The 16,709-nt window shown below is 54.6% G+C and carries 18 protein-coding genes and 2 tRNA genes; 12 read left to right on the top strand and 8 right to left on the bottom strand.

Features of this window, described 5'->3' with window-relative positions; translation table 11 throughout:
- Positions 1 to 46 precede the first annotated feature (46 nt).
- The 6 genes from TURPA_RS15165 to TURPA_RS15140 all read left to right on the top strand — a co-directional run bounded on the left by TURPA_RS15165 (position 47) and on the right by TURPA_RS15140 (position 6,649).
- On the top strand, positions 47 to 1,087 hold the full coding sequence (locus TURPA_RS15165) for a hypothetical protein (RefSeq protein WP_014804182.1): 1,041 nt from the start codon (positions 47 to 49) through the stop codon (positions 1,085 to 1,087).
- A 62-nt stretch (positions 1,088 to 1,149) separates the two neighbouring features.
- The gene (locus TURPA_RS15160) at positions 1,150 to 2,439 is read left to right on the top strand and encodes a peptidylprolyl isomerase (RefSeq protein ID WP_014804181.1); all 1,290 of its coding nucleotides are present in this window, start codon (positions 1,150 to 1,152) and stop codon (positions 2,437 to 2,439) included.
- Complete coding sequence (locus tag TURPA_RS15155; protein ID WP_014804180.1) at positions 2,436 to 3,026, top strand: hypothetical protein; 591 nt, start codon at positions 2,436 to 2,438, stop codon at positions 3,024 to 3,026. The genes TURPA_RS15160 and TURPA_RS15155 overlap by 4 nt, the downstream gene beginning before the upstream one ends.
- 237 nt (positions 3,027 to 3,263) lie before the next feature.
- Positions 3,264 to 4,436: an HpcH/HpaI aldolase/citrate lyase family protein gene (locus TURPA_RS15150; protein ID WP_014804179.1), complete on the top strand. Its 1,173-nt coding sequence runs from the start codon at positions 3,264 to 3,266 to the stop codon at positions 4,434 to 4,436.
- A 21-nt stretch (positions 4,437 to 4,457) separates the two neighbouring features.
- Positions 4,458 to 6,026, top strand: a complete 1,569-nt coding sequence (locus TURPA_RS15145; RefSeq protein ID WP_041948556.1) for an acetate--CoA ligase — start codon at positions 4,458 to 4,460, stop codon at positions 6,024 to 6,026.
- A gap of 158 nt (positions 6,027 to 6,184) precedes the next feature.
- Complete coding sequence (locus TURPA_RS15140) at positions 6,185 to 6,649, top strand: MarR family winged helix-turn-helix transcriptional regulator (protein WP_014804177.1); 465 nt, start codon at positions 6,185 to 6,187, stop codon at positions 6,647 to 6,649.
- 138 nt (positions 6,650 to 6,787) lie between these two features.
- Here the strand turns inward: TURPA_RS15140 and TURPA_RS15135 are convergent, their stop codons facing one another.
- From TURPA_RS15135 to TURPA_RS15115, 5 genes are read right to left on the bottom strand one after another with little or no spacing between them, the layout of a single operon-like run.
- The gene (locus TURPA_RS15135; protein ID WP_014804176.1) at positions 6,788 to 7,327 is read right to left on the bottom strand and encodes a hypothetical protein; all 540 of its coding nucleotides are present in this window, start codon (positions 7,325 to 7,327) and stop codon (positions 6,788 to 6,790) included.
- Positions 7,324 to 7,791, bottom strand: coding sequence for an EVE domain-containing protein (locus TURPA_RS15130; protein ID WP_014804175.1), 468 nt, complete (start codon positions 7,789 to 7,791; stop codon positions 7,324 to 7,326). The genes TURPA_RS15135 and TURPA_RS15130 overlap by 4 nt, the downstream gene beginning before the upstream one ends.
- The gene (locus TURPA_RS15125) at positions 7,788 to 8,024 is read right to left on the bottom strand and encodes a hypothetical protein (protein WP_014804174.1); all 237 of its coding nucleotides are present in this window, start codon (positions 8,022 to 8,024) and stop codon (positions 7,788 to 7,790) included. Before TURPA_RS15125 ends, TURPA_RS15130 begins: the two co-directional genes overlap by 4 nt.
- A 47-nt stretch (positions 8,025 to 8,071) precedes the next feature.
- The gene (locus tag TURPA_RS15120) at positions 8,072 to 9,352 is read right to left on the bottom strand and encodes a metallopeptidase TldD-related protein (protein WP_014804173.1); all 1,281 of its coding nucleotides are present in this window, start codon (positions 9,350 to 9,352) and stop codon (positions 8,072 to 8,074) included.
- 3 nt (positions 9,353 to 9,355) lie between these two features.
- The gene (locus tag TURPA_RS15115) at positions 9,356 to 9,709 is read right to left on the bottom strand and encodes a hypothetical protein (protein WP_014804172.1); all 354 of its coding nucleotides are present in this window, start codon (positions 9,707 to 9,709) and stop codon (positions 9,356 to 9,358) included.
- A gap of 386 nt (positions 9,710 to 10,095) precedes the next feature.
- Here TURPA_RS15115 and TURPA_RS15110 point away from each other — a divergent pair, with 386 nt between their 5' ends.
- The 3 genes from TURPA_RS15110 to TURPA_RS15100 all read left to right on the top strand — a co-directional run bounded on the left by TURPA_RS15110 (position 10,096) and on the right by TURPA_RS15100 (position 11,682).
- Positions 10,096 to 10,959, top strand: a complete 864-nt coding sequence (locus TURPA_RS15110; protein WP_014804171.1) for a flagellin N-terminal helical domain-containing protein — start codon at positions 10,096 to 10,098, stop codon at positions 10,957 to 10,959.
- A 211-nt stretch (positions 10,960 to 11,170) separates the two neighbouring features.
- Positions 11,171 to 11,386: an addiction module protein gene (locus TURPA_RS15105; protein WP_014804170.1), complete on the top strand. Its 216-nt coding sequence runs from the start codon at positions 11,171 to 11,173 to the stop codon at positions 11,384 to 11,386.
- The gene (locus TURPA_RS15100) at positions 11,386 to 11,682 is read left to right on the top strand and encodes a type II toxin-antitoxin system RelE/ParE family toxin (RefSeq protein WP_014804169.1); all 297 of its coding nucleotides are present in this window, start codon (positions 11,386 to 11,388) and stop codon (positions 11,680 to 11,682) included. The genes TURPA_RS15105 and TURPA_RS15100 overlap by 1 nt, the downstream gene beginning before the upstream one ends.
- Positions 11,683 to 11,714: 32 nt before the next feature.
- Here TURPA_RS15100 and TURPA_RS15095 read toward each other — a convergent pair.
- The 3 genes from TURPA_RS15095 to TURPA_RS15085 form a co-directional block, all read right to left on the bottom strand.
- Positions 11,715 to 11,786, bottom strand: a tRNA-Glu gene (locus TURPA_RS15095).
- 92 nt (positions 11,787 to 11,878) lie between these two features.
- Positions 11,879 to 11,951 (bottom strand) — tRNA-Lys (locus TURPA_RS15090).
- A gap of 97 nt (positions 11,952 to 12,048) precedes the next feature.
- Positions 12,049 to 12,735: a 3'-5' exonuclease gene (locus TURPA_RS15085; protein WP_157210518.1), complete on the bottom strand. Its 687-nt coding sequence runs from the start codon at positions 12,733 to 12,735 to the stop codon at positions 12,049 to 12,051.
- Between TURPA_RS15085 and TURPA_RS15080 the strand changes: the two genes are divergently transcribed.
- From TURPA_RS15080 to secA, 3 genes are all read left to right on the top strand, one after another.
- Positions 12,698 to 13,606: a hypothetical protein gene (locus tag TURPA_RS15080; RefSeq protein WP_014804167.1), complete on the top strand. Its 909-nt coding sequence runs from the start codon at positions 12,698 to 12,700 to the stop codon at positions 13,604 to 13,606. The genes TURPA_RS15085 and TURPA_RS15080 overlap by 38 nt on opposite strands.
- Positions 13,607 to 13,609: 3 nt before the next feature.
- Positions 13,610 to 14,062: an SRPBCC family protein gene (locus TURPA_RS22115; RefSeq protein WP_014804166.1), complete on the top strand. Its 453-nt coding sequence runs from the start codon at positions 13,610 to 13,612 to the stop codon at positions 14,060 to 14,062.
- A 78-nt stretch (positions 14,063 to 14,140) separates the two neighbouring features.
- Positions 14,141 to 16,702 (top strand): preprotein translocase subunit SecA, encoded by a 2,562-nt coding sequence (gene secA / locus TURPA_RS15070; protein WP_014804165.1) that lies wholly within the window; start codon positions 14,141 to 14,143, stop codon positions 16,700 to 16,702.
- Positions 16,703 to 16,709 lie beyond the last annotated feature (7 nt).

The raw sequence follows: 16,709 nt of genomic DNA, 5'->3' as shown, positions 1-16,709 counted from the left end.
GGTGCCCACGGGCACGGTTCGCGCTACATGTGTCAAAGGAGACTCAATGAAAAAGTTCACAGCTATCGTTCTGATGCTGCTGACAGCCTCGACCGCGTTCGCGTGGAAGGGACAAACCCACAGCCGTCTGTCGCAAGATGCGATCGACCTCTTGAACAGCATGACTTCGAACCCACAGGCGCAGGCCGCGGTGCAGAAGCTCATCACGCGCTACGGTTCGCTCAGCGCTGCCAAAACAGCGTATGGCAACCAGGCAAAAGACGAAGATATTCCACAGCCCAACTACCCGCTCGGCAACGACATCTGGTTCGACGCGTGGTGGTCATGGTCACGCAACGGTTCGCCGTCGCTTTTCGGTTTGGTGGATGTAGCATATTACGTGGCGCTTTCGCACTTCGTGAATGCATTTAACGCATCGCCTTACACAGACTCGCACGCACAGAAGCCCATGGGCTACAACTATTACCGCAGCCGCACGCTCTATAACCTTGTTGGCGACAACGCAACAGGTGACTATGACTGGGTTTCAGAAGTCTATAACTATAACCTGAACCCGACGAGCGACACGATCAGCCGCATGAGAAACCTCTGCGGTGGCTCATGCCGATTCTCGACCAGCGGTTTCGACAAAGACTATCAAGATGTGAACCACGTGTCGGGTGCGAGTGCCTGCGCGGCGCTGATCGACGGCCCGGTGGGCTATGTCGCGAGCGGTAACCTCACGCTGATTGCGCGCTGCTACCACTACATTGAAGACGCATCGCAGCCACACCACGCGGGTGCCTATTATGGCAAAGACCATACAGACTTCGAAGGTTTTGTCGAAGACAACTATTACAACCCTTCGTACAAGATCAGCCAAACTGCGGCAAAACTCGCCGAAGCACAGGCTCTGTATCCGCTGTTTGCGAACATGTCTGCAGAGAATATCGTAAAGAACATGGCGCAATGGTCGACAACCAACTGCTATGCGGTTTACACGAACGACTACACCAGCAACGAAGTTGCCTGCGCAGAAAAACTTCTGCCACGCATTCGCGCTGCCGTAGCGGCTGTGACAGCACAGTCTATTGCTCGTAGACCGTGAACACGAGGTTCTGGGGCTTTCGCTGGCCACGGACGGCCATCTGTGCGAAGCCCGTAACCCATATGCTGGCAATCGCCGTGCTCTGCACGGCGATTGTTTTATCATGTAGCGGCAAGGTCACTTACGACCTGACTGAGACGGGTGTCATCGCGACGAGCGGCGACCTGCGCATTACCACCCGTGTTTTTACCAATTTTCTCGAAGCTGCAAGGCGCGCAAGATTGCCCGAGGCGAAAGATGCCCGCAGCGCCGTTTTTATGCTCGTCGCCGATCATTATCTCGCAGCAGAATATCTGAAATCGAAATCGGGTAAGCCCGATGCGGCAATTGAAGCCGAGATCGAGAAGGCCTCTGACGAGACCCTGGCATTTTACATACGGGACAAAAACCCCGAAAAGCTCTTCAAATCTTATGTGAAAAAGGTGTCGCTGCCCGACACGGCAACGCAGAAAGCACTTTTCGACGACAAGGCAGAGGCAGCGTACACCAATGTACCGCTAAAACGCGCCGAAGCCGAAAAAGTCGCGCTGGCCCAATATGGCATTGGCGTGGACAAGCAGCTCACGTATGCGGCGCTGTTTGACTCATTGCCTCAGCAGGGCAAGCTGCACCTCTTTACCGCCCCTCACGCCAAATCGCTTGAAGATTTGCTGATGGCTTACCTGCGCCGCGCCTTCTTGAAAGACTTCGTCGAGGCAGCCCCCGCGGCAGAAAAGGCCGAATATACAGATCTCATGAAAATTGTGCGTAACAGTATTCTCTCGCGCAACCTCAGGTATGAGATGGGCATGGAGAACGCCAACCCGCATGCCGACAACAGCGCAGTGAAAGAGCGCGCGAAATCAGTATCGTTCGGGCGGGTCAAAGAGTTCTACGAAGCGAACAAAGACAAATACAAAGAAGTGCAGACTGTCGACTGCCGCCACATACAGCTGACGAACTACGATCTCGCGCAGAACCTGCGCGACAAAATCGATGCCGGCGCAGACATGGCGGCGCTGGTCAAAAAACACTCGCTCGCTGCTGATAAGAATAACGCCGAACCGGGACTCATCAAGGGCATCAAAAACGATACCGAACTGCATAAGCGCCCGAGACTCGAAACACTGTGCATGCTGCCCAAACAGGGTGAAAGCGAAGTGGTGAGAGACGGCGACCGCTATGAAGTCGTCAAAGCCGAAAAAAGAACAGACGGATATCCCCCTCTGGACGAAACAACGCACCTGAAAGACGACATTGCACGCGAAATCGCTGCGCTAGACCTTAAGAAAGAATTTGATGCGCGCAAGAAGAAGATTCTGAAGCGCGTGAATATTCGCATCAACGCCAACGAACTGGGGAAAATACAATGAAAAAGAGACAAATTCTGCTCGCGGCGGCTGCCGCACTCGTGGTCGTGCTGCTCTTTACCTGGAAAAACACCGGCCAGCAGGCCAGCAACGAGAGAAAAGATAAGGTGACAGTCGTCGCCTCTGCTTATGACGCGCGTGAAGACTTTCCGGATATCGAAAACTACCGCCTCGAGCGCGAGACGCTGCAGCAGCAGAATCTGAACGAGCCGCGCATAAAGCCTGAATTCAAGGGTGCACCTGCCTTCAGGGCGTCTGATCTGCGCTCGAAGGTAGCGCCGGGCCCGGTCGACGACTATGGCGCACCGATGTTCGTGCCGTCTGAAACGGCGATGGCCGACGGCAAGATCTTCGAGCAAGAACTCGCCAAACACCAGGAACGCACTGACAGCTACGCAGCCGCCCGCATGGATGAGCTGAAGCTCAACACCGAAGCCGAGCGCATACAGATGCGCGGCGTGATCGACCAGGCGAAAGCTTCGGGCAGCAAAACCCCCGAAGAGATCAAGCGCGCCGAAGATGCGTATGCCCGCATGGAAATACTCGAAAAGGTCTTAAAGGGCGAAAAGGTCGAGAAGATTCTGGACTAACAGGTTGCTGAAGCAGCAACCTGTTAGCAGGCGAACGGCTCCGAAAAAGTGAAAAGCAGGCCGTTTCGGCCGCTTTAGCAGTCGTTTGTAGAGCGGTTTCGCCGAAACCGCATTACAAACGACGAGGCTTTTCACTTTTTCAGGAGTTTTGCCGGAGCCTGCTCGTTTGACATCAAATTATTAGACCCCAATCGATATTTAATTTCCGATAAGGGTGTGCGGCGCTAATTTAGCCGCATGATTCAGAAGCTAGAAATCAGCGCAGAGCTGCGGGCCGCGCTGCAGGCAGAAACCCGCAGTGCGCAGCATGCGACGCGTGAAGTGCGCATTCGCTCAACCTGGCCCGGTATTCAGCTCTATTACCCGCCCATCAAATACCTGCCGCGCGAAAACCGGTACGAGACCGAAGCCGAAGCGCGCGAGCGGCTTTTGAAATACGCGCGGCAGAGTGAAGCGCACACGCTGATTTTTGATCTCGAAGATGGCTGCCGGCAAAAGGCACTCAGCCGGCAGTTTCTGGGCTTGTCATTGCCCGACGTTCGCGCCGCGATACCGGGGCGTGTCGCTGTGCGCATTAACCCGGTCACGTCGCCCGAACACGCACTCGACCTGACGCTACTCAAAGAAATTGCCCCCTACATCGACGATGTGATGCTCGCGAAGGCTGGCGAACAGCACGGCATCGCCGAACTCGATGAACTCGGCTCGCTGCTCGCCTCTTTGTCGGGTGATATTCTGATTCAGCCGATTATCGAGCACCCCAAGTCGCTGAAAATTGCCGACCAGATTTTCGCTCACCCCAAAGTCGAGCACGTCGTCTTCGGCATCCATGACTTTTCGCGTGCGCTGCAGCTGATGATCACAGCCGAAAACTGGCAAGACGAGCTTTATCCGTTCATGTGCAGCCTCATGGTTGAGGCCCGGCTTGCAGGCAAAGGCATTATAGGGGGAGTTGAAACATTGCTGCTTTCGGCCGACCCACCCGATGTGGCGCTCTTGCCAGAGTGGCTTGGCCGCCATGCAGAGCCGAACGCGAGAATAATCCATGACCACGCACTGCGCGAGGCTTCTCTGGGGTTCACCGGCAAGCAGGTTATACATCCCAACCATATTCGCTTGCTGCGCTACGGGTTTTCGCCCGGTAACGAAGACCTGCACCGCTCGCTGCGCATTCTCGAAGAGGCGATTCGCGCCAATGCATTTCTCGGCGGGGCAATACGCTTTGAAGACGAAATGATGGACCCGCCAATGTTCGCGAAGGCGCTGCAGCTGCTGATGCGTTCGATGATGCTCGGCAATCAGGATACCGGAGTTATGGAAGTCGTCTCAGGGCTGATTGCAAGCCTGCCCGCAGAGAAATTCGCCGAGATATGGCCCTACCCGGGGTGGCCGCCACTCACCGCACAATAAGATAGAGATTACAGGAGAATCATGATGAACCACAACGTACCCGAGTTTCTCAACATCACCCAGGAGTGCCTCGCGCGCCACCGGGCAACCGATCGCCAAGACCAGGTAGCGATGATCTTCGCCAGCGGCGATGGCGCGGCGCGCGAGTACAGCTACGCCGAGCTCGATGATCTCTCTGCGCGATTTGCAAGCTCGCTCAAAGACCGGGGCATTCTACCCGGTTCGCGCATTCTGCTGCGCCTGCCCAATACGGTGGCTTTTCCGATCGCCTTTTTCGGCGCGATGCGCGCGGGTGTGATACCGGTACCGACGTCGCCGATGCTGACGGCAGCCGAGGTGCGCTATCTCATCTCCAATTCAGGGGCTGCAGCAGTGGTCTCTGAAGAGGGGCTGTGGAAATCCATAGCAGGGGAAATGCCGTCAGCTGAACTCGGGGTGCTCTATGTTTCAGGCCTCAAAACCATTCAGGGCGCTGTCGATTTTGAAGGCGAGCTGCGCGCAAAAACGCCCGCGCTCGAAATCCACAACTCGAAGGCGGGCGACCCGGCGTATCTCGTCTATACTTCGGGCACAACCGGCTACCCGAAAGGTGTGCTGCATGCGCACCGGGCGCTCATCGGCCGTTTGCCCGCCTCAGAAAATTGGTTTCATTTCACGGGCGACGACCGCATTCTGCATTCGGGCAAGTTCAACTGGACATACGTGCTCGGCACCGCCATGATGGACCCGCTCTACCACGGCAAGACCGTGATCGTTTACGAAGGCGAGAACTCGCCCGAAAAATGGCTGTCGCTTATCAAAGAATTCGGCTGCAATATTTTTATCGGTGTGCCGACGATCTTTCGGCAGATTCTGCAGAAAACAAAGGCCGCCGCTGCTGACGTGCCTTCACTCAAGCACTGCATGTGCGCGGGTGAACACCTCACCGACGAAGTTTTAGACGGTTGGGTGAGCCGTTTCGGTTTTCCGATCTACGAAGGTTTGGGGATGTCTGAATGTTCGTACTATATTTCGCAGAAAAAGGGTGACGATATTGTGAAAAACTCGGCGGGTAAAATTCAGCCAGGCCACCTCGTGCAGCTGCTCGACGAGAATCTGCAGCCCGTCGCCGCCGGCGAAGAAGGCATGATCTGCATCAACCGCAACGACCCCGGGCTATTTATCGAATATTGGCGCGCGGCCGAGCAAACAGCAGCACAGTTTAAAGGTGATTGGTTTCTCACCGGAGACTATGCAATACAAGACGCTAAGGGTTATATTTTCTTTTTGGGTCGGCGCGATGAGATTATCAAATCGTTCGGCTACCGCGTCTCGCCGTTTGAGATCGAACGTGTTTACCGCGACCATCCGGCACTCGACGACATTGTCGCATTCGCCGAGCACCTTGGGCCCGAAAAGACGCTGATCTCGATGTGCGTGCAGATAAAACCAGGCGCCACGTTCGCAGAAGAGCAATTGCTCTCGTGGGGCAAAGAGCGGCTCGCATCGTATAAGCTGCCGAAAAAGGTCTACCGGCTCGACAAGTTTCCCCGGTCGGCGAACGGCAAAGTGCTGCGCTCAAAAATACCGAAAGAGTTGGGCATTGTTTAGCAAACCTGACTAAAGAAGTTCTGAAAATGTCATGCGCGTCGAAGGCCACGCGAGAGCATGCGCACCAATGAGGACATTTGCGCTGTTGATTTGGGCTTTTTCAGAACTTCTCTCACACTTCTACTTGACTGCCTAAGGCTTCGCGCAAGGCAGAATGCATGGCGAAGCGGTTTTCGGGCAACAGCGATGAACTCGCACAGGTCGACGCCTATGTGAAGCTCATGCGCTGCGCCGACACCGTACAGGGCATTCTCGCGCGCAACGCCGAGGCAAACGGGCTCACGCTTTCGCAGCTCGGCGTGCTCGAGATCTTGCTGCACCTCGGCCCACAGAACCAGAAAGACCTCGCGGGCAAGATTCTGCGCAGCGGCGCCAACATGACGACGATTATCGACAACCTCGAAAAACGCGATTTCGTGCGCCGCAGCCGCGACGAAGCCGACCGGCGCACGATTCGCGTCGAGCTCACGGCAACCGGCGAATCGCTGATCAGCGCTATTTTTCCGCTACACATGAATAACATCTACCGCATGATGGGCGCCCTCAATAAAGAGGAGCTCGAAACGCTCGCAAACCTGACTCGCAAACTGGGCCTCGCCGCGCGCCCGAGAATGAGTGTTTAGCAGGCTCCGGAAAAACTCCCGCAAAAGCGAAAAGCCTCGTCATTTGCGTCCGCAAATGACTGCTAAAGCGCGTCGTCGCTTGCAAGCAAGCGACTTTGCTGCTTTCCGCTTTTGCGGTTCCGGATGCCTGTTAAACACTCATTCTACACCAATTAAGAATTCGCTGTTACCGTTTTCGCGCACCAGTTGCACGAGGGGAAACTTCAGCACATTACCTTTGTCGGCAAGGCGCGCGAGTTCAGTCCAGACTTTTCTGAGTGCGACGGCTGTCTGCGCATAGGTAGTGAGGCGATAGCCCTTTTTGATGTCGAGCGTAATCGCTTCACGGCCGTCTTTTTTCAGAGCCGACTGCACGCTCGCTGGCAGATTCGTGCCAACGATACATCCGCCTGCTGACCTCAGGTTTGGCTTGGCGGTATTCATTGCGTTCTCGAAATAGACAAGCACCGGCTCGCATTCGGCGCCGAGGCTTTTCAGCAGCTTCTTGGTTTTCACCACTTCGCCGCCCGTCTTGTTATAGTCACCCTGGTGGCGGCCACCAAAAAGAACGGCCTGATAACGGGTGAGCGGCGCGACGTCGACGCTGCTGAAAACACCAAGATGCCAGTACGAAAAAATAAAAAACCCGGGTACCGTGAGCGTGAACGCAACGATGATGAGTAAAAATTTCTTGTTCATTTATTGCCTGCCTCTCTGATCAGTTTATCGAGCAATTTCAGCTCTGCGTCATTCAGGTCGACGACCGAAAGCCTCGACTCCCTGAACAGACGCGAATCTTTGAGCGCACTCTGCTGCAGCATCTCGCGGGTCAAAGGAAATGCGAGCTTTTTGATACCTTTGAGTTTGGGCGCAAACCAGCGCGGTTTATCGATACTGCTTTTCGGGTCAAAGTATTTCGCGTTGGCATCGAATTGCGTCTCGTCGACGACGGCCTCGGCGACAACCTGCATTTCGCCCACGATCGCGATGGGCTTCGAATTGCTGTGGTAAAAAAAGGCGCGGTCACCCTTCTTCATCGCCATGAGGTTATTGCGCGCCGTGTAGTTGCGCACGCCATCCCACAATGTAGTGCGGCCGGGTTTTGCCATGAGGTCGTCGATGCTGAAAGCGTCGGGTTCTGATTTGAGTATAAAGCCCTTCATGAGCCGGCGCTTGAACCCATGTCCCAGATATATTCAAACTCTTCTTTCGCCGCTTCGTCGAGGCGCTCGGGCTGAAACAGCGACTTCACCTTTGGGTTCGGGTAGAGCTTAATTTCATTCACTTCGGGTATATGCGTCAGCATGCGCACGATCGTGTTTTCGCCCTCAATTTCATAGAGCATAAAGGCCGTGCCTTTGCCGGGCACCGGCATCGCTGACTTGAGATATCGCATGCTGAGATCGTTTATTTATTTTGGCTACCGCGAAAATAAATAAACGGTTATTCGCCGGCGATCGTTAAACTCTCGAAAAAGACGCCTTTAGGCCCCCAATACGCGGCACGCTGTTCGGTTTCGCGTGATTTCAGCGCGCGGGCAAACGCCGCCTGCGTGCTGCCCGAAACCGACCCGCCTTTGATCGGTATTTTTTTACCGTTCTTGTGCAGATAGCCGAGACGAATTTCCCCTGAAAACGCGCCCGAAATCGTATTCGGTTGAAACGTCGAGAACTTGCTGAGTTCAAGCACACCCTCGCCCAGAAAATCAGCGTAGGGCGTCGTGCCAGGTGCCACCTCGATATTCATGAGCGCACTCGTCTGCTTCGCTTTGAGAAGATCGGCGTAGCGCCCGTCGATCAGAAAATTCTGCACGTGCGAATCTTCAATGAGCGTCACAGGGCTTGCCTGAAAACCCAGCTCATCGAATGCATACGAGCGCATGCCGCCCGCAAGGCGCGGGTTCGAACTGATTTTCAGCGGTTCGCGCGCATCGCGCACGACGGCATCACCCTGCTGAAAAATAGAATAGCGGTTAAAGAGCGCATGCCCGTCGAGCTGTGCGACAAAAAAATCAAAGAGTGAATCGAGCGCGTCACCCGCGAGCACGACGGAGAATTCACCCGTTGGGGGCAACACGGCGTTCTGCAGATCGACCAGCACCCGCGCGTCTTCTTCGAGCTGCGCTTCGAGCGCGAGCTGATCAAGGTAGCGCCGTTTCTTGATGCCCATGATCTCATGGCGGTTGTCGGGGCTTGTCAGCACATAGTCGCAGACGACGCGCGTCGAAGTCGAATCGACATCGAGCCCCATATGGTTCTGCACACGGTAGTCAAACGTTTCGAAAAAAAGCTCGAGGCTGTTTAAGGGAAATTTCGCCAAATGCTTCGTGCGGTATGCATGAATCGATTCGGCATACGCGACAACCGCGTCGACCGCAGCTTCGCCGATCTTGGCATCATAGAGCGCGTTCGTATCGCCATCGGGCACGTACTTGTCAGAAAAGCGGTAAGCCGGGTTCTGCACGAGCCGCGCGCGCCGCTGCGTGTCGGCCACGAGACCCGCCAAAGATTCGGGTTTTCTCTGAAAGCGCGTCGTGCTCTCGCCCATGAGTGCATCATCGACCGGCGTTTGCAGGCGAAGAGTATAGTCGCGCACTGCATTACAACGCAGCGTTTCGACCTCACCGAGCACCGAATAGACCTCAACCGATCGTTTGGCGAGCCTGCTCACCTGCCAACCCCTGAGGCCCGGCGTTCTCTTCAATACCGAGACGAGGCTTTTCAATTTTTACTGCGGACAAAAAGTCTGGTTCGACGCTTTGTAATTTGAATTTCCCGTGCAGGTTTCGGTATAACCGCTTTCACCGCACTTCTTGCCCTTATACCAGACAATCGTGTCGTCGTATGTGGCGAGCGAAGACGGGTTCGAACAGCCTGCGCTCAGGTTCTTGCAGTCTTTCTCGATTTTTTCGTCTGTGCAATAGGTATAAACACTCGAGCCACCGTTGACGGTTACGCAATCCGCCTGTTTAGGCTGCTTGGTCGTCGAATGCACGCAAATGCCAAAGGTCTCTTCGTCGTCTTTATTGAGATTGCACGAAGCCGCAAAAATGAGCAACGCCAGAAGCGCAGACCTGACCATGCCGACAGGTCGGGTAGAGAACGGCACTTGTCAACTCTTGCATACCGGCCTAAAAATTGCGTCACGATTTTTTTGCACTTTTTTCATAAACCCCATAATGAGGATATATAACGTCACGAGACTTACCCCAATTCAACTCAGCTCGCCCCAACCTAAGCCAGAATGACTCCAGATAGGCCTTTCAGCCGCCGTATTTACGACTACGGCGAGGTGTGCTTTGGGCGCGCCCCGGCCTCTTGAAACAGAGAACTCCCCCTCTTCGGAGATTTTTTTACCTCAATCAACGGCCCTCGCGGCGCCGTAGCCAGGGGCCATTGATGGCTCAACTGGGCTTGGGGCTGTTTGTCATGACAAACAGCCTTAAGAATTTTCCAAGGAGGGAGAAGATGCAGATCAATCACAATCTGCCCGCGATGCAGGTGAATCGTCAGTTGCACAGAGTCTACAATCGGTTTGAAAAATCGATTGAGAAATTGTCAACCGGCGAACGCATCAACCGCGCGGGTGATGACGCGACAAATCTTGCCGTGTCAGAAAAAATGCGAACGCAGATAAGGGGCTTGAAACAGGCCGAGCACAATGCAATGAACGGACTTTCGTTCATTCAGACTGCCGAAGGCAACATGGGTCAGGTCAACGATATTCTGCAGCGCATTCGCGAGCTTTCGGTGCAGTCGGCGAACGGAATTTATTCCGATTCTGACCGGCAGCAGATTCAGGTTGAGGTATCGCAGCTGATCGACGAAGTCGATCGCATCGGTACATCGGCCGAATTCAACCGCATGAAGCTTCTGACCGGCAGGTATGCCCGCGGGTCTAAGCTTGGCTCGATTTTCTTTCACGTCGGCCCGAACAAAGACCAGCGCATTCAGGCGTTCATTAAAACAATGAACGGCCGTGCGTTCGGCTTTTACGAAGGCAACGGTGCGAAATCGGCCAAGAAACCTCTCGCGACGGTGTTTCAGGCGAACCAGATGATCGGGACAGTAGATAATGCCCTCGATAATCTCAATCGCCAGCGGGCGGATTTAGGTGCGTACTACAACCGTATTGAAACCACGGTGCAGGCGCTGAGAACAGGTCATGAAAACATGGTCGCGGCCGAAAGCCGTATCCGTGACACCGACATGGCCGAAGAACTGCTGGAGTTCACAAAAAACCAGGTGCAATTGCAGAGTGGTACGGCGATGTTGGCTCACACCAACTTATCCGCTCAGCTTGTTGTTTCGTTAATCGAACACGGCAGGTAATTTCACGTTTTTCGCCGTGCGTTGCGCGGCGAAAAACTCTACTGGTTCACTTCGAGGGCAGACCGGCTTAGGCCGCCTGCCCTTTTTTTTGGCAAAAAAAGGGCAGGCAAGGCCGGCCCTGACGTGCGTCTCGGGGGACGCGGTTCGAAAGGTGTTGTTCGGGTGACCGAATAACCTTGACAGCCGTCTAATTGTTTGATAGTTTGAGCCTATGAGCGGTCAGACTGCGGAGCTGCTGAAGAAGATTTCGGAAACCGAACAACTAGAGTTGGCTTTCGATATATGGGAAAAATACGCGGAGCAGCGTATCGCTGCAGAGCTCACGGGCAACCAAAAAGCCGAACTGGAACGCCGCCTGAAAGCACACCACGAAAACCCAATGCTCGGACGCTCATGGGAAGATCTTAAACAAGACCTCGGACAATAGTGCAGATTATCGTCAAGCCGGATGCCGAGATCGACATTCGCCAAGCAAATGCATGGTATCGAGGCATTAACCCCGAGATTGCCCAACGCTATCTTCTGGAGTTAGACGCCGCTATTACGTTCTTGCTAAAGTTTCCGCTGGCTTCTCCAATATGCCTGAACACCTGTCGCCAATACGTTATGAAACGTTTCCCGTACCTGATCATCTACGAATGCACAGATGACATTATTTTTATTCACGCTGTATTTCACGCCAACCGTGATAGAACAGCTATTGTGGAACGTATTTCCCAATAAAAAAAAGGCCGGCAATGCCGGCCCCGATCGTGCGTCCCCTAGGGGAATCGAACCCCTGTTGCGGGAATGAAAATCCCGAGTCCTAACCGCTAGACGAAGGGGACTAATCCTTCTTAACCTGCCCGCACATTTGAATTTGCTTGTGATGGTGCGCGTTGCGCACAACCACAAAACTCTCATGCCTCGGGCAAGCTTTTGAGAAGCCCGGGAATCGAACCCGGGACCCACTCCTTAAAAGGGAGTTGCTCTACCGACTGAGCTAGCTTCTCGTAGCACACTATGTGCTCGACATTTCGGCTGCCATGGATGGCATCTTCGCCGGAATGTTTATCCACAAAAGCGTTCACGGCGAATGCGGCAAATTAGTCAGAGCGTCAATTTATTTGAGAGAAGTTTTTCACCACTTTCGGGCCTGATATAGCGCCACAGCCTTGCGGTATTGCGCGCATCGGCGAGCGCCCCGTGCGGGCGGCCCTCGAAGCGCAGCCCCAGCTGCACCAGGGTTGCCTCGAGCCCGGCGCGCTGTAACAATTTCTGCTTTTTGAAGAAGAGGCCCTTGAAGTCGTGAAAGCCGGCGGGCAGCGTGTACTCGATCTGGTGGCGGCGGCAGTCGAGCACGAGTTGTTTTTTATCAAAGTGGCCCCATGAAAACAAGAAACAGTCTTCGATAGCGGCAACCCAGGCTGAAAAACGCGCGAATACATGCGGAAAGAAAGCCGCCGCATCGACGGTCGCCTGCGTGATGCCCGTCAGTTCTGTGCAAAACGCGGTGAGGCTGGGGTGATGAACAGGGCGGATGTATTCTTGAAATGTGGCAACGGTCATGTTCGACGCGGCATCGATGGCAACCGCACCAATTTCAATCGTCTCGCGCTCGGCGCGGGCGATGCCGCTGTCACGCGCGCAGGTCGCTTCAAGATCAAGAAAAATATAGTGCCGGTGAAACTTCCAATTTACGCCCATGGTTACCCACAATTCGCTTTTCAGCGCCGCCGCGGTTCTGCGTTCTGCCTGCATGCCGTCTACCGATTCGGGAAAAAATCTGATCCGCAAGCTGCTTGTGGGCTTTATGGTATTATCCGCCCTGTCACCCACCTTTGCCCAAAATGCGGAGCCAGCGGTTAAACCTGCAGAAAAAAAGACAGAAACGCAGGTGAAACCGACAGAAGACGCGAAATCCAACGAAGAAAAAATAAAACCTGAAAACACCATGCCAGCGCAGGTGCCTGACTTAACCGAAGATGAACGAGCAAAGCAACAGCTCGAAGCAGAAGAGGCCAGAAAAGCTGCTGCCGAAGCAGAAGCGAAAAAAGCAGCGGCCGCAGCCGAAGCGGCACGAATCGCAGAAGAGAAACGCGTCGAGGCCGAGCGCACGTGGTTTGATAAGTTACTTCTGAACTCCAAACTTTATACAGGGCTGAACGCGGGCATGGTGATTCCATTGAATTCGCTGCACTCAGCAGGCTACGGTTTTGGCATGACGATTGATTATCTTGCGTACCAGCGCTACGGATTTCATTTCGGCGCCGAGACGGGTTTGCTGCCGGCGAAATCGGGCGCGCTGCAAGCTGGCGCGACCACGATTCGAATTTCTGATCAGGGCACGATGGGTTATCTGAACCTGCGCTTTGCGGGGCTGTATGCTTTCCCGAAATTTTTAGACATCGAAACTGCGGCTGGCGCCGGCATTTCGGTCTACCGCCTCAATAGTGGTACGTATAGTTTCGACACCACCATCGCGCCGGTTGTTCTGGGCACTGCGTACTACAACCTGTTCGCGTCGCTGCAGCTGGGCGTCATTGCGCAGGTCGTGCTGCCTTCGGTTTCGAAGTTGTCTTCGCCCGGCAGCGAATTCACGCTTGATAGTTCGCAGTCGCTGGCGAATGCTTCATTGCATGCGTCAGTCAGGTATGTTTGGTTTTAAAGCATGGCTGAAACAACTCTGACAAACGAAATTCTCATCGCCGCGCCACCCGAAAAAGTCTTCGACTACGTGAGCCGCCCCGACCTTTGGCATGAATGGCATCCCGCATCGAAGTCCGCGGTCTTGCCGCGGGTACCTTTGCAAAGAGGCGATGCCTTCGGTGAAATTATCACGGTCACCTATCCTTTTATCAAGATCAGCCGCAAGACCGAGTACCGCGTGACGCTGAGCGAGCGTGCCAAAGTGTGGGAGGTTCAGGGAAGCTCCTCACTTTTTAGCCTCACGATTCACTATGACTTCTTCAGCGAGGGTGCAACGACCCGGTTTCGGCGCACGCTTACCTATCGCGTTCAAGGGCTTTTGGGGTGGTTTGAGCCGGTTGTCGTGCGGCCGAAGATGCGGCGGCAGTCGGCGTTCGCGCTCTCGAATCTCAAGCGCAAACTCGAAGCCGGCTGACGGCCTCATCAGAATGCCATGCGCTGAATTCAGGCGCGATTTTCATCGACGCTATGTCTTTTCGGCAAAGATTACCCGATGTTACAGTTCGTTCTCAAGGCTCTTTTCGGTTCAAAATATGAACGCGACCTGAAGCGCATAACCCCTTACGTTGAGCGTATCAACGCGCTCGAGCCTGAGATTCAAAAACTCTCAGACGCCGAACTCGCCGCGAAAACACCCGCATTTAAAGAGCGTATCGCCAACGGCGAAAAACTGATTTCAATTTTACCCGAAGCATTTGCGGTGCTGCGCGAAACCTCGCTGCGCGTGCTCAAGATGCGCCACTTCGATGTGCAGCTGATGGGCGCGATGGCACTGAATGAAGGCAAAATTGCCGAAATGAAAACGGGCGAAGGGAAAACGCTCACCGCGACTCTCGCGGTTTATCTCAATGCCCTCACCGGTAAGGGTGTGCACGTCGTCACGGTAAACGACTACCTCGCGAGCCGCGACGCCGAATGGATGCGCCCGCTCTATGATTTTCACGGCCTCACGACCGGCGTGATCAAGAGCAATATGCCGCACGCCAAAAAGCGTGAAGCCTATGCCGCCGACATCACCTATGGCACCAACAACGAATTCGGCTTCGACTATCTGCGCGATAACATGGTCGACCACCGTAACTACCGTGTACAGCGCGGGCATTACTTCGCGATTGTCGACGAAGTTGACTCGATTCTGATCGATGAAGCACGTACCCCCCTGATAATCAGCGGCCCTGCCGATCAAGATGCCGGCGAATACGTGCGCGTAAACCGCGTGATTCCGGCGCTCGAAGACAAGGTCGACTACGACGTCGATGAAAAGGCGCGCTCAGTCTTGCTGACAGAAATAGGAGTTCATAAGGTCGAAAAACTTTTGAACGTCGAAAACCTGTACGCACCCCAGAACGTAGAACTCGTGCACCACGTGCACCAGTGCCTCAAGGCACACAAACTCTTCAGCCGCGACGTCGACTACGTCGTGCAGTCGGGTGAAATCATTATCGTCGACGAATTCACGGGCCGCCTCATGGAAGGCCGCCGCTACAGCGACGGTCTGCACCAGGCGATCGAAGCCAAAGAAAAGGTCGATGTTAAACAAGAGAACCAGACGCTGGCAACGATCACGTTTCAGAACTTCTTTCGTATGTACGAAAAGCTCGCGGGCATGACCGGTACCGCCGACACCGAAGCTGAAGAATTTCGCAAGATCTATAAGCTCGACGTGATGGTGATACCGCCGAATCGCAAGATGATACGCAAAGACTTTGCCGACAAGGTCTACCGCACGCAGCGTGAAAAGTTCAATGCGATTGCCGACGAGGTCAAAGAACTTCACCTCAAGGGCCAGCCGGTTCTTTTGGGCACAATTTCGATCGAGAACTCAGAGAAGTTGTCGCACCTCTTGACGGTCAAGGGTATACCCCACAACGTTCTGAACGCAAAGCACCACGACCGCGAAGCCGACATCATTAAAGAAGCCGGCCATCGCGGCCGCGTGACGATAGCCACCAACATGGCGGGTCGCGGTACCGACATTATTCTCGGCCCCGGTGTGAAAGAACTCGGAGGCCTGCATATTCTGGGTTCTGAACGCCACGAATCACGCCGCATCGACAACCAGCTGCGCGGCCGTGCCGGCCGCCAGGGCGACCCTGGCTCATCGCGTTTCTACCTGTCGCTCGAAGACGAGCTGATGCGCATCTTTGGTTCAGACCGTCTTGGGCCCATTATGCAACGTTTCGGTATGCAAGAGGGCGAAGCGCTCGAACACCGCATGGTGACGAACGCGATCGAACGCGCGCAGAAACGCGTCGAGTCGCACCACTTCGAGATGCGTAAGCACCTGCTCGACTATGACGACGTCATGAACAAGCAGCGTAAGTATATCTATCTCATTCGCAACGAAATTCTCGACAATACCCACGTGAAGGCACTCGTGCGTGAATTCACTGAAGACGCGGTGAGCATTCGTATCGAGCAGATGCTGCCGGGCAAGAAGGTTTCAGACTACAACTTCGAGGCCCTGAAAGATTATCTGCAGTCGGTTTTTCAGGTCAAATACGACGACCTTGAAGACGTGCTGCGCGGCACGACCAAAGATGAATTCATCGCGATGGTCAAGAAGCAGGCACTCGACGCGCTGAACGCGAAAGAAGAAGAAATCGGCACTGAGAACATGCGCATTCTCGAAAAAATGATCGCGCTGCAGGTGATCGACCAGAAATGGAAAGACCACCTCTACCTTATGGACCAGCTGCGCGACGGCATCTGGACACTCGGCTACGCAGAACGCAACCCAATCGTCGAATACCGCTTCAGAGCGTTCAGCATGTTTGAAGACATGGTCACTGCAGTCAAAGACGATGTCACCGAATTTATTCTGCGAGCACAGGTGAAAGAACAGCTGCGCGAAGAAGAGGCCGACGAAGAATACGAAGAAGTCGGCAGCGCGCAGCACAGCACCATGGCCGGCTTCGACATGAGCGACGGGGTCGCGGGCCAGGCGGTCGCCCGTGCCACCAACCGCGCCGGCAAGCCCAAAGACACTTCAGAAGCGGCGAAACAGACAGGCGGCGGCGCCTCGCAGCGCAAGAGCGGGCGACGAAAAAGATAGTCCCGGT

The sequence above is a fragment of the Turneriella parva DSM 21527 genome (assembly GCF_000266885.1).
GTDB classification, from domain to species: domain Bacteria; phylum Spirochaetota; class Leptospiria; order Turneriellales; family Turneriellaceae; genus Turneriella; species Turneriella parva.
This window is presented reverse-complemented; position numbering and strand designations above follow the sequence as displayed.

Coding starts and splice junctions, on each gene's coding strand:
- TURPA_RS15165 (WP_014804182.1), top strand. CDS start 47: ATGAAAAAGTTCACAGCTATCGTTCTGATGCTGCTGACAGCCTCGACC.
- TURPA_RS15160 (WP_014804181.1), top strand. CDS start 1,150: ATGCTGGCAATCGCCGTGCTCTGCACGGCGATTGTTTTATCATGTAGC.
- TURPA_RS15155 (WP_014804180.1), top strand. CDS start 2,436: ATGAAAAAGAGACAAATTCTGCTCGCGGCGGCTGCCGCACTCGTGGTC.
- TURPA_RS15150 (WP_014804179.1), top strand. CDS start 3,264: ATGATTCAGAAGCTAGAAATCAGCGCAGAGCTGCGGGCCGCGCTGCAG.
- TURPA_RS15145 (WP_041948556.1), top strand. CDS start 4,458: ATGATGAACCACAACGTACCCGAGTTTCTCAACATCACCCAGGAGTGC.
- TURPA_RS15140 (WP_014804177.1), top strand. CDS start 6,185: ATGGCGAAGCGGTTTTCGGGCAACAGCGATGAACTCGCACAGGTCGAC.
- TURPA_RS15135 (WP_014804176.1), bottom strand. CDS start 7,327: ATGAACAAGAAATTTTTACTCATCATCGTTGCGTTCACGCTCACGGTA.
- TURPA_RS15130 (WP_014804175.1), bottom strand. CDS start 7,791: ATGAAGGGCTTTATACTCAAATCAGAACCCGACGCTTTCAGCATCGAC.
- TURPA_RS15125 (WP_014804174.1), bottom strand. CDS start 8,024: ATGCGATATCTCAAGTCAGCGATGCCGGTGCCCGGCAAAGGCACGGCC.
- TURPA_RS15115 (WP_014804172.1), bottom strand. CDS start 9,709: ATGGTCAGGTCTGCGCTTCTGGCGTTGCTCATTTTTGCGGCTTCGTGC.
- TURPA_RS15110 (WP_014804171.1), top strand. CDS start 10,096: ATGCAGATCAATCACAATCTGCCCGCGATGCAGGTGAATCGTCAGTTG.
- TURPA_RS15105 (WP_014804170.1), top strand. CDS start 11,171: ATGAGCGGTCAGACTGCGGAGCTGCTGAAGAAGATTTCGGAAACCGAA.
- TURPA_RS15080 (WP_014804167.1), top strand. CDS start 12,698: ATGCCGTCTACCGATTCGGGAAAAAATCTGATCCGCAAGCTGCTTGTG.
- TURPA_RS22115 (WP_014804166.1), top strand. CDS start 13,610: ATGGCTGAAACAACTCTGACAAACGAAATTCTCATCGCCGCGCCACCC.
- secA (WP_014804165.1), top strand. CDS start 14,141: ATGTTACAGTTCGTTCTCAAGGCTCTTTTCGGTTCAAAATATGAACGC.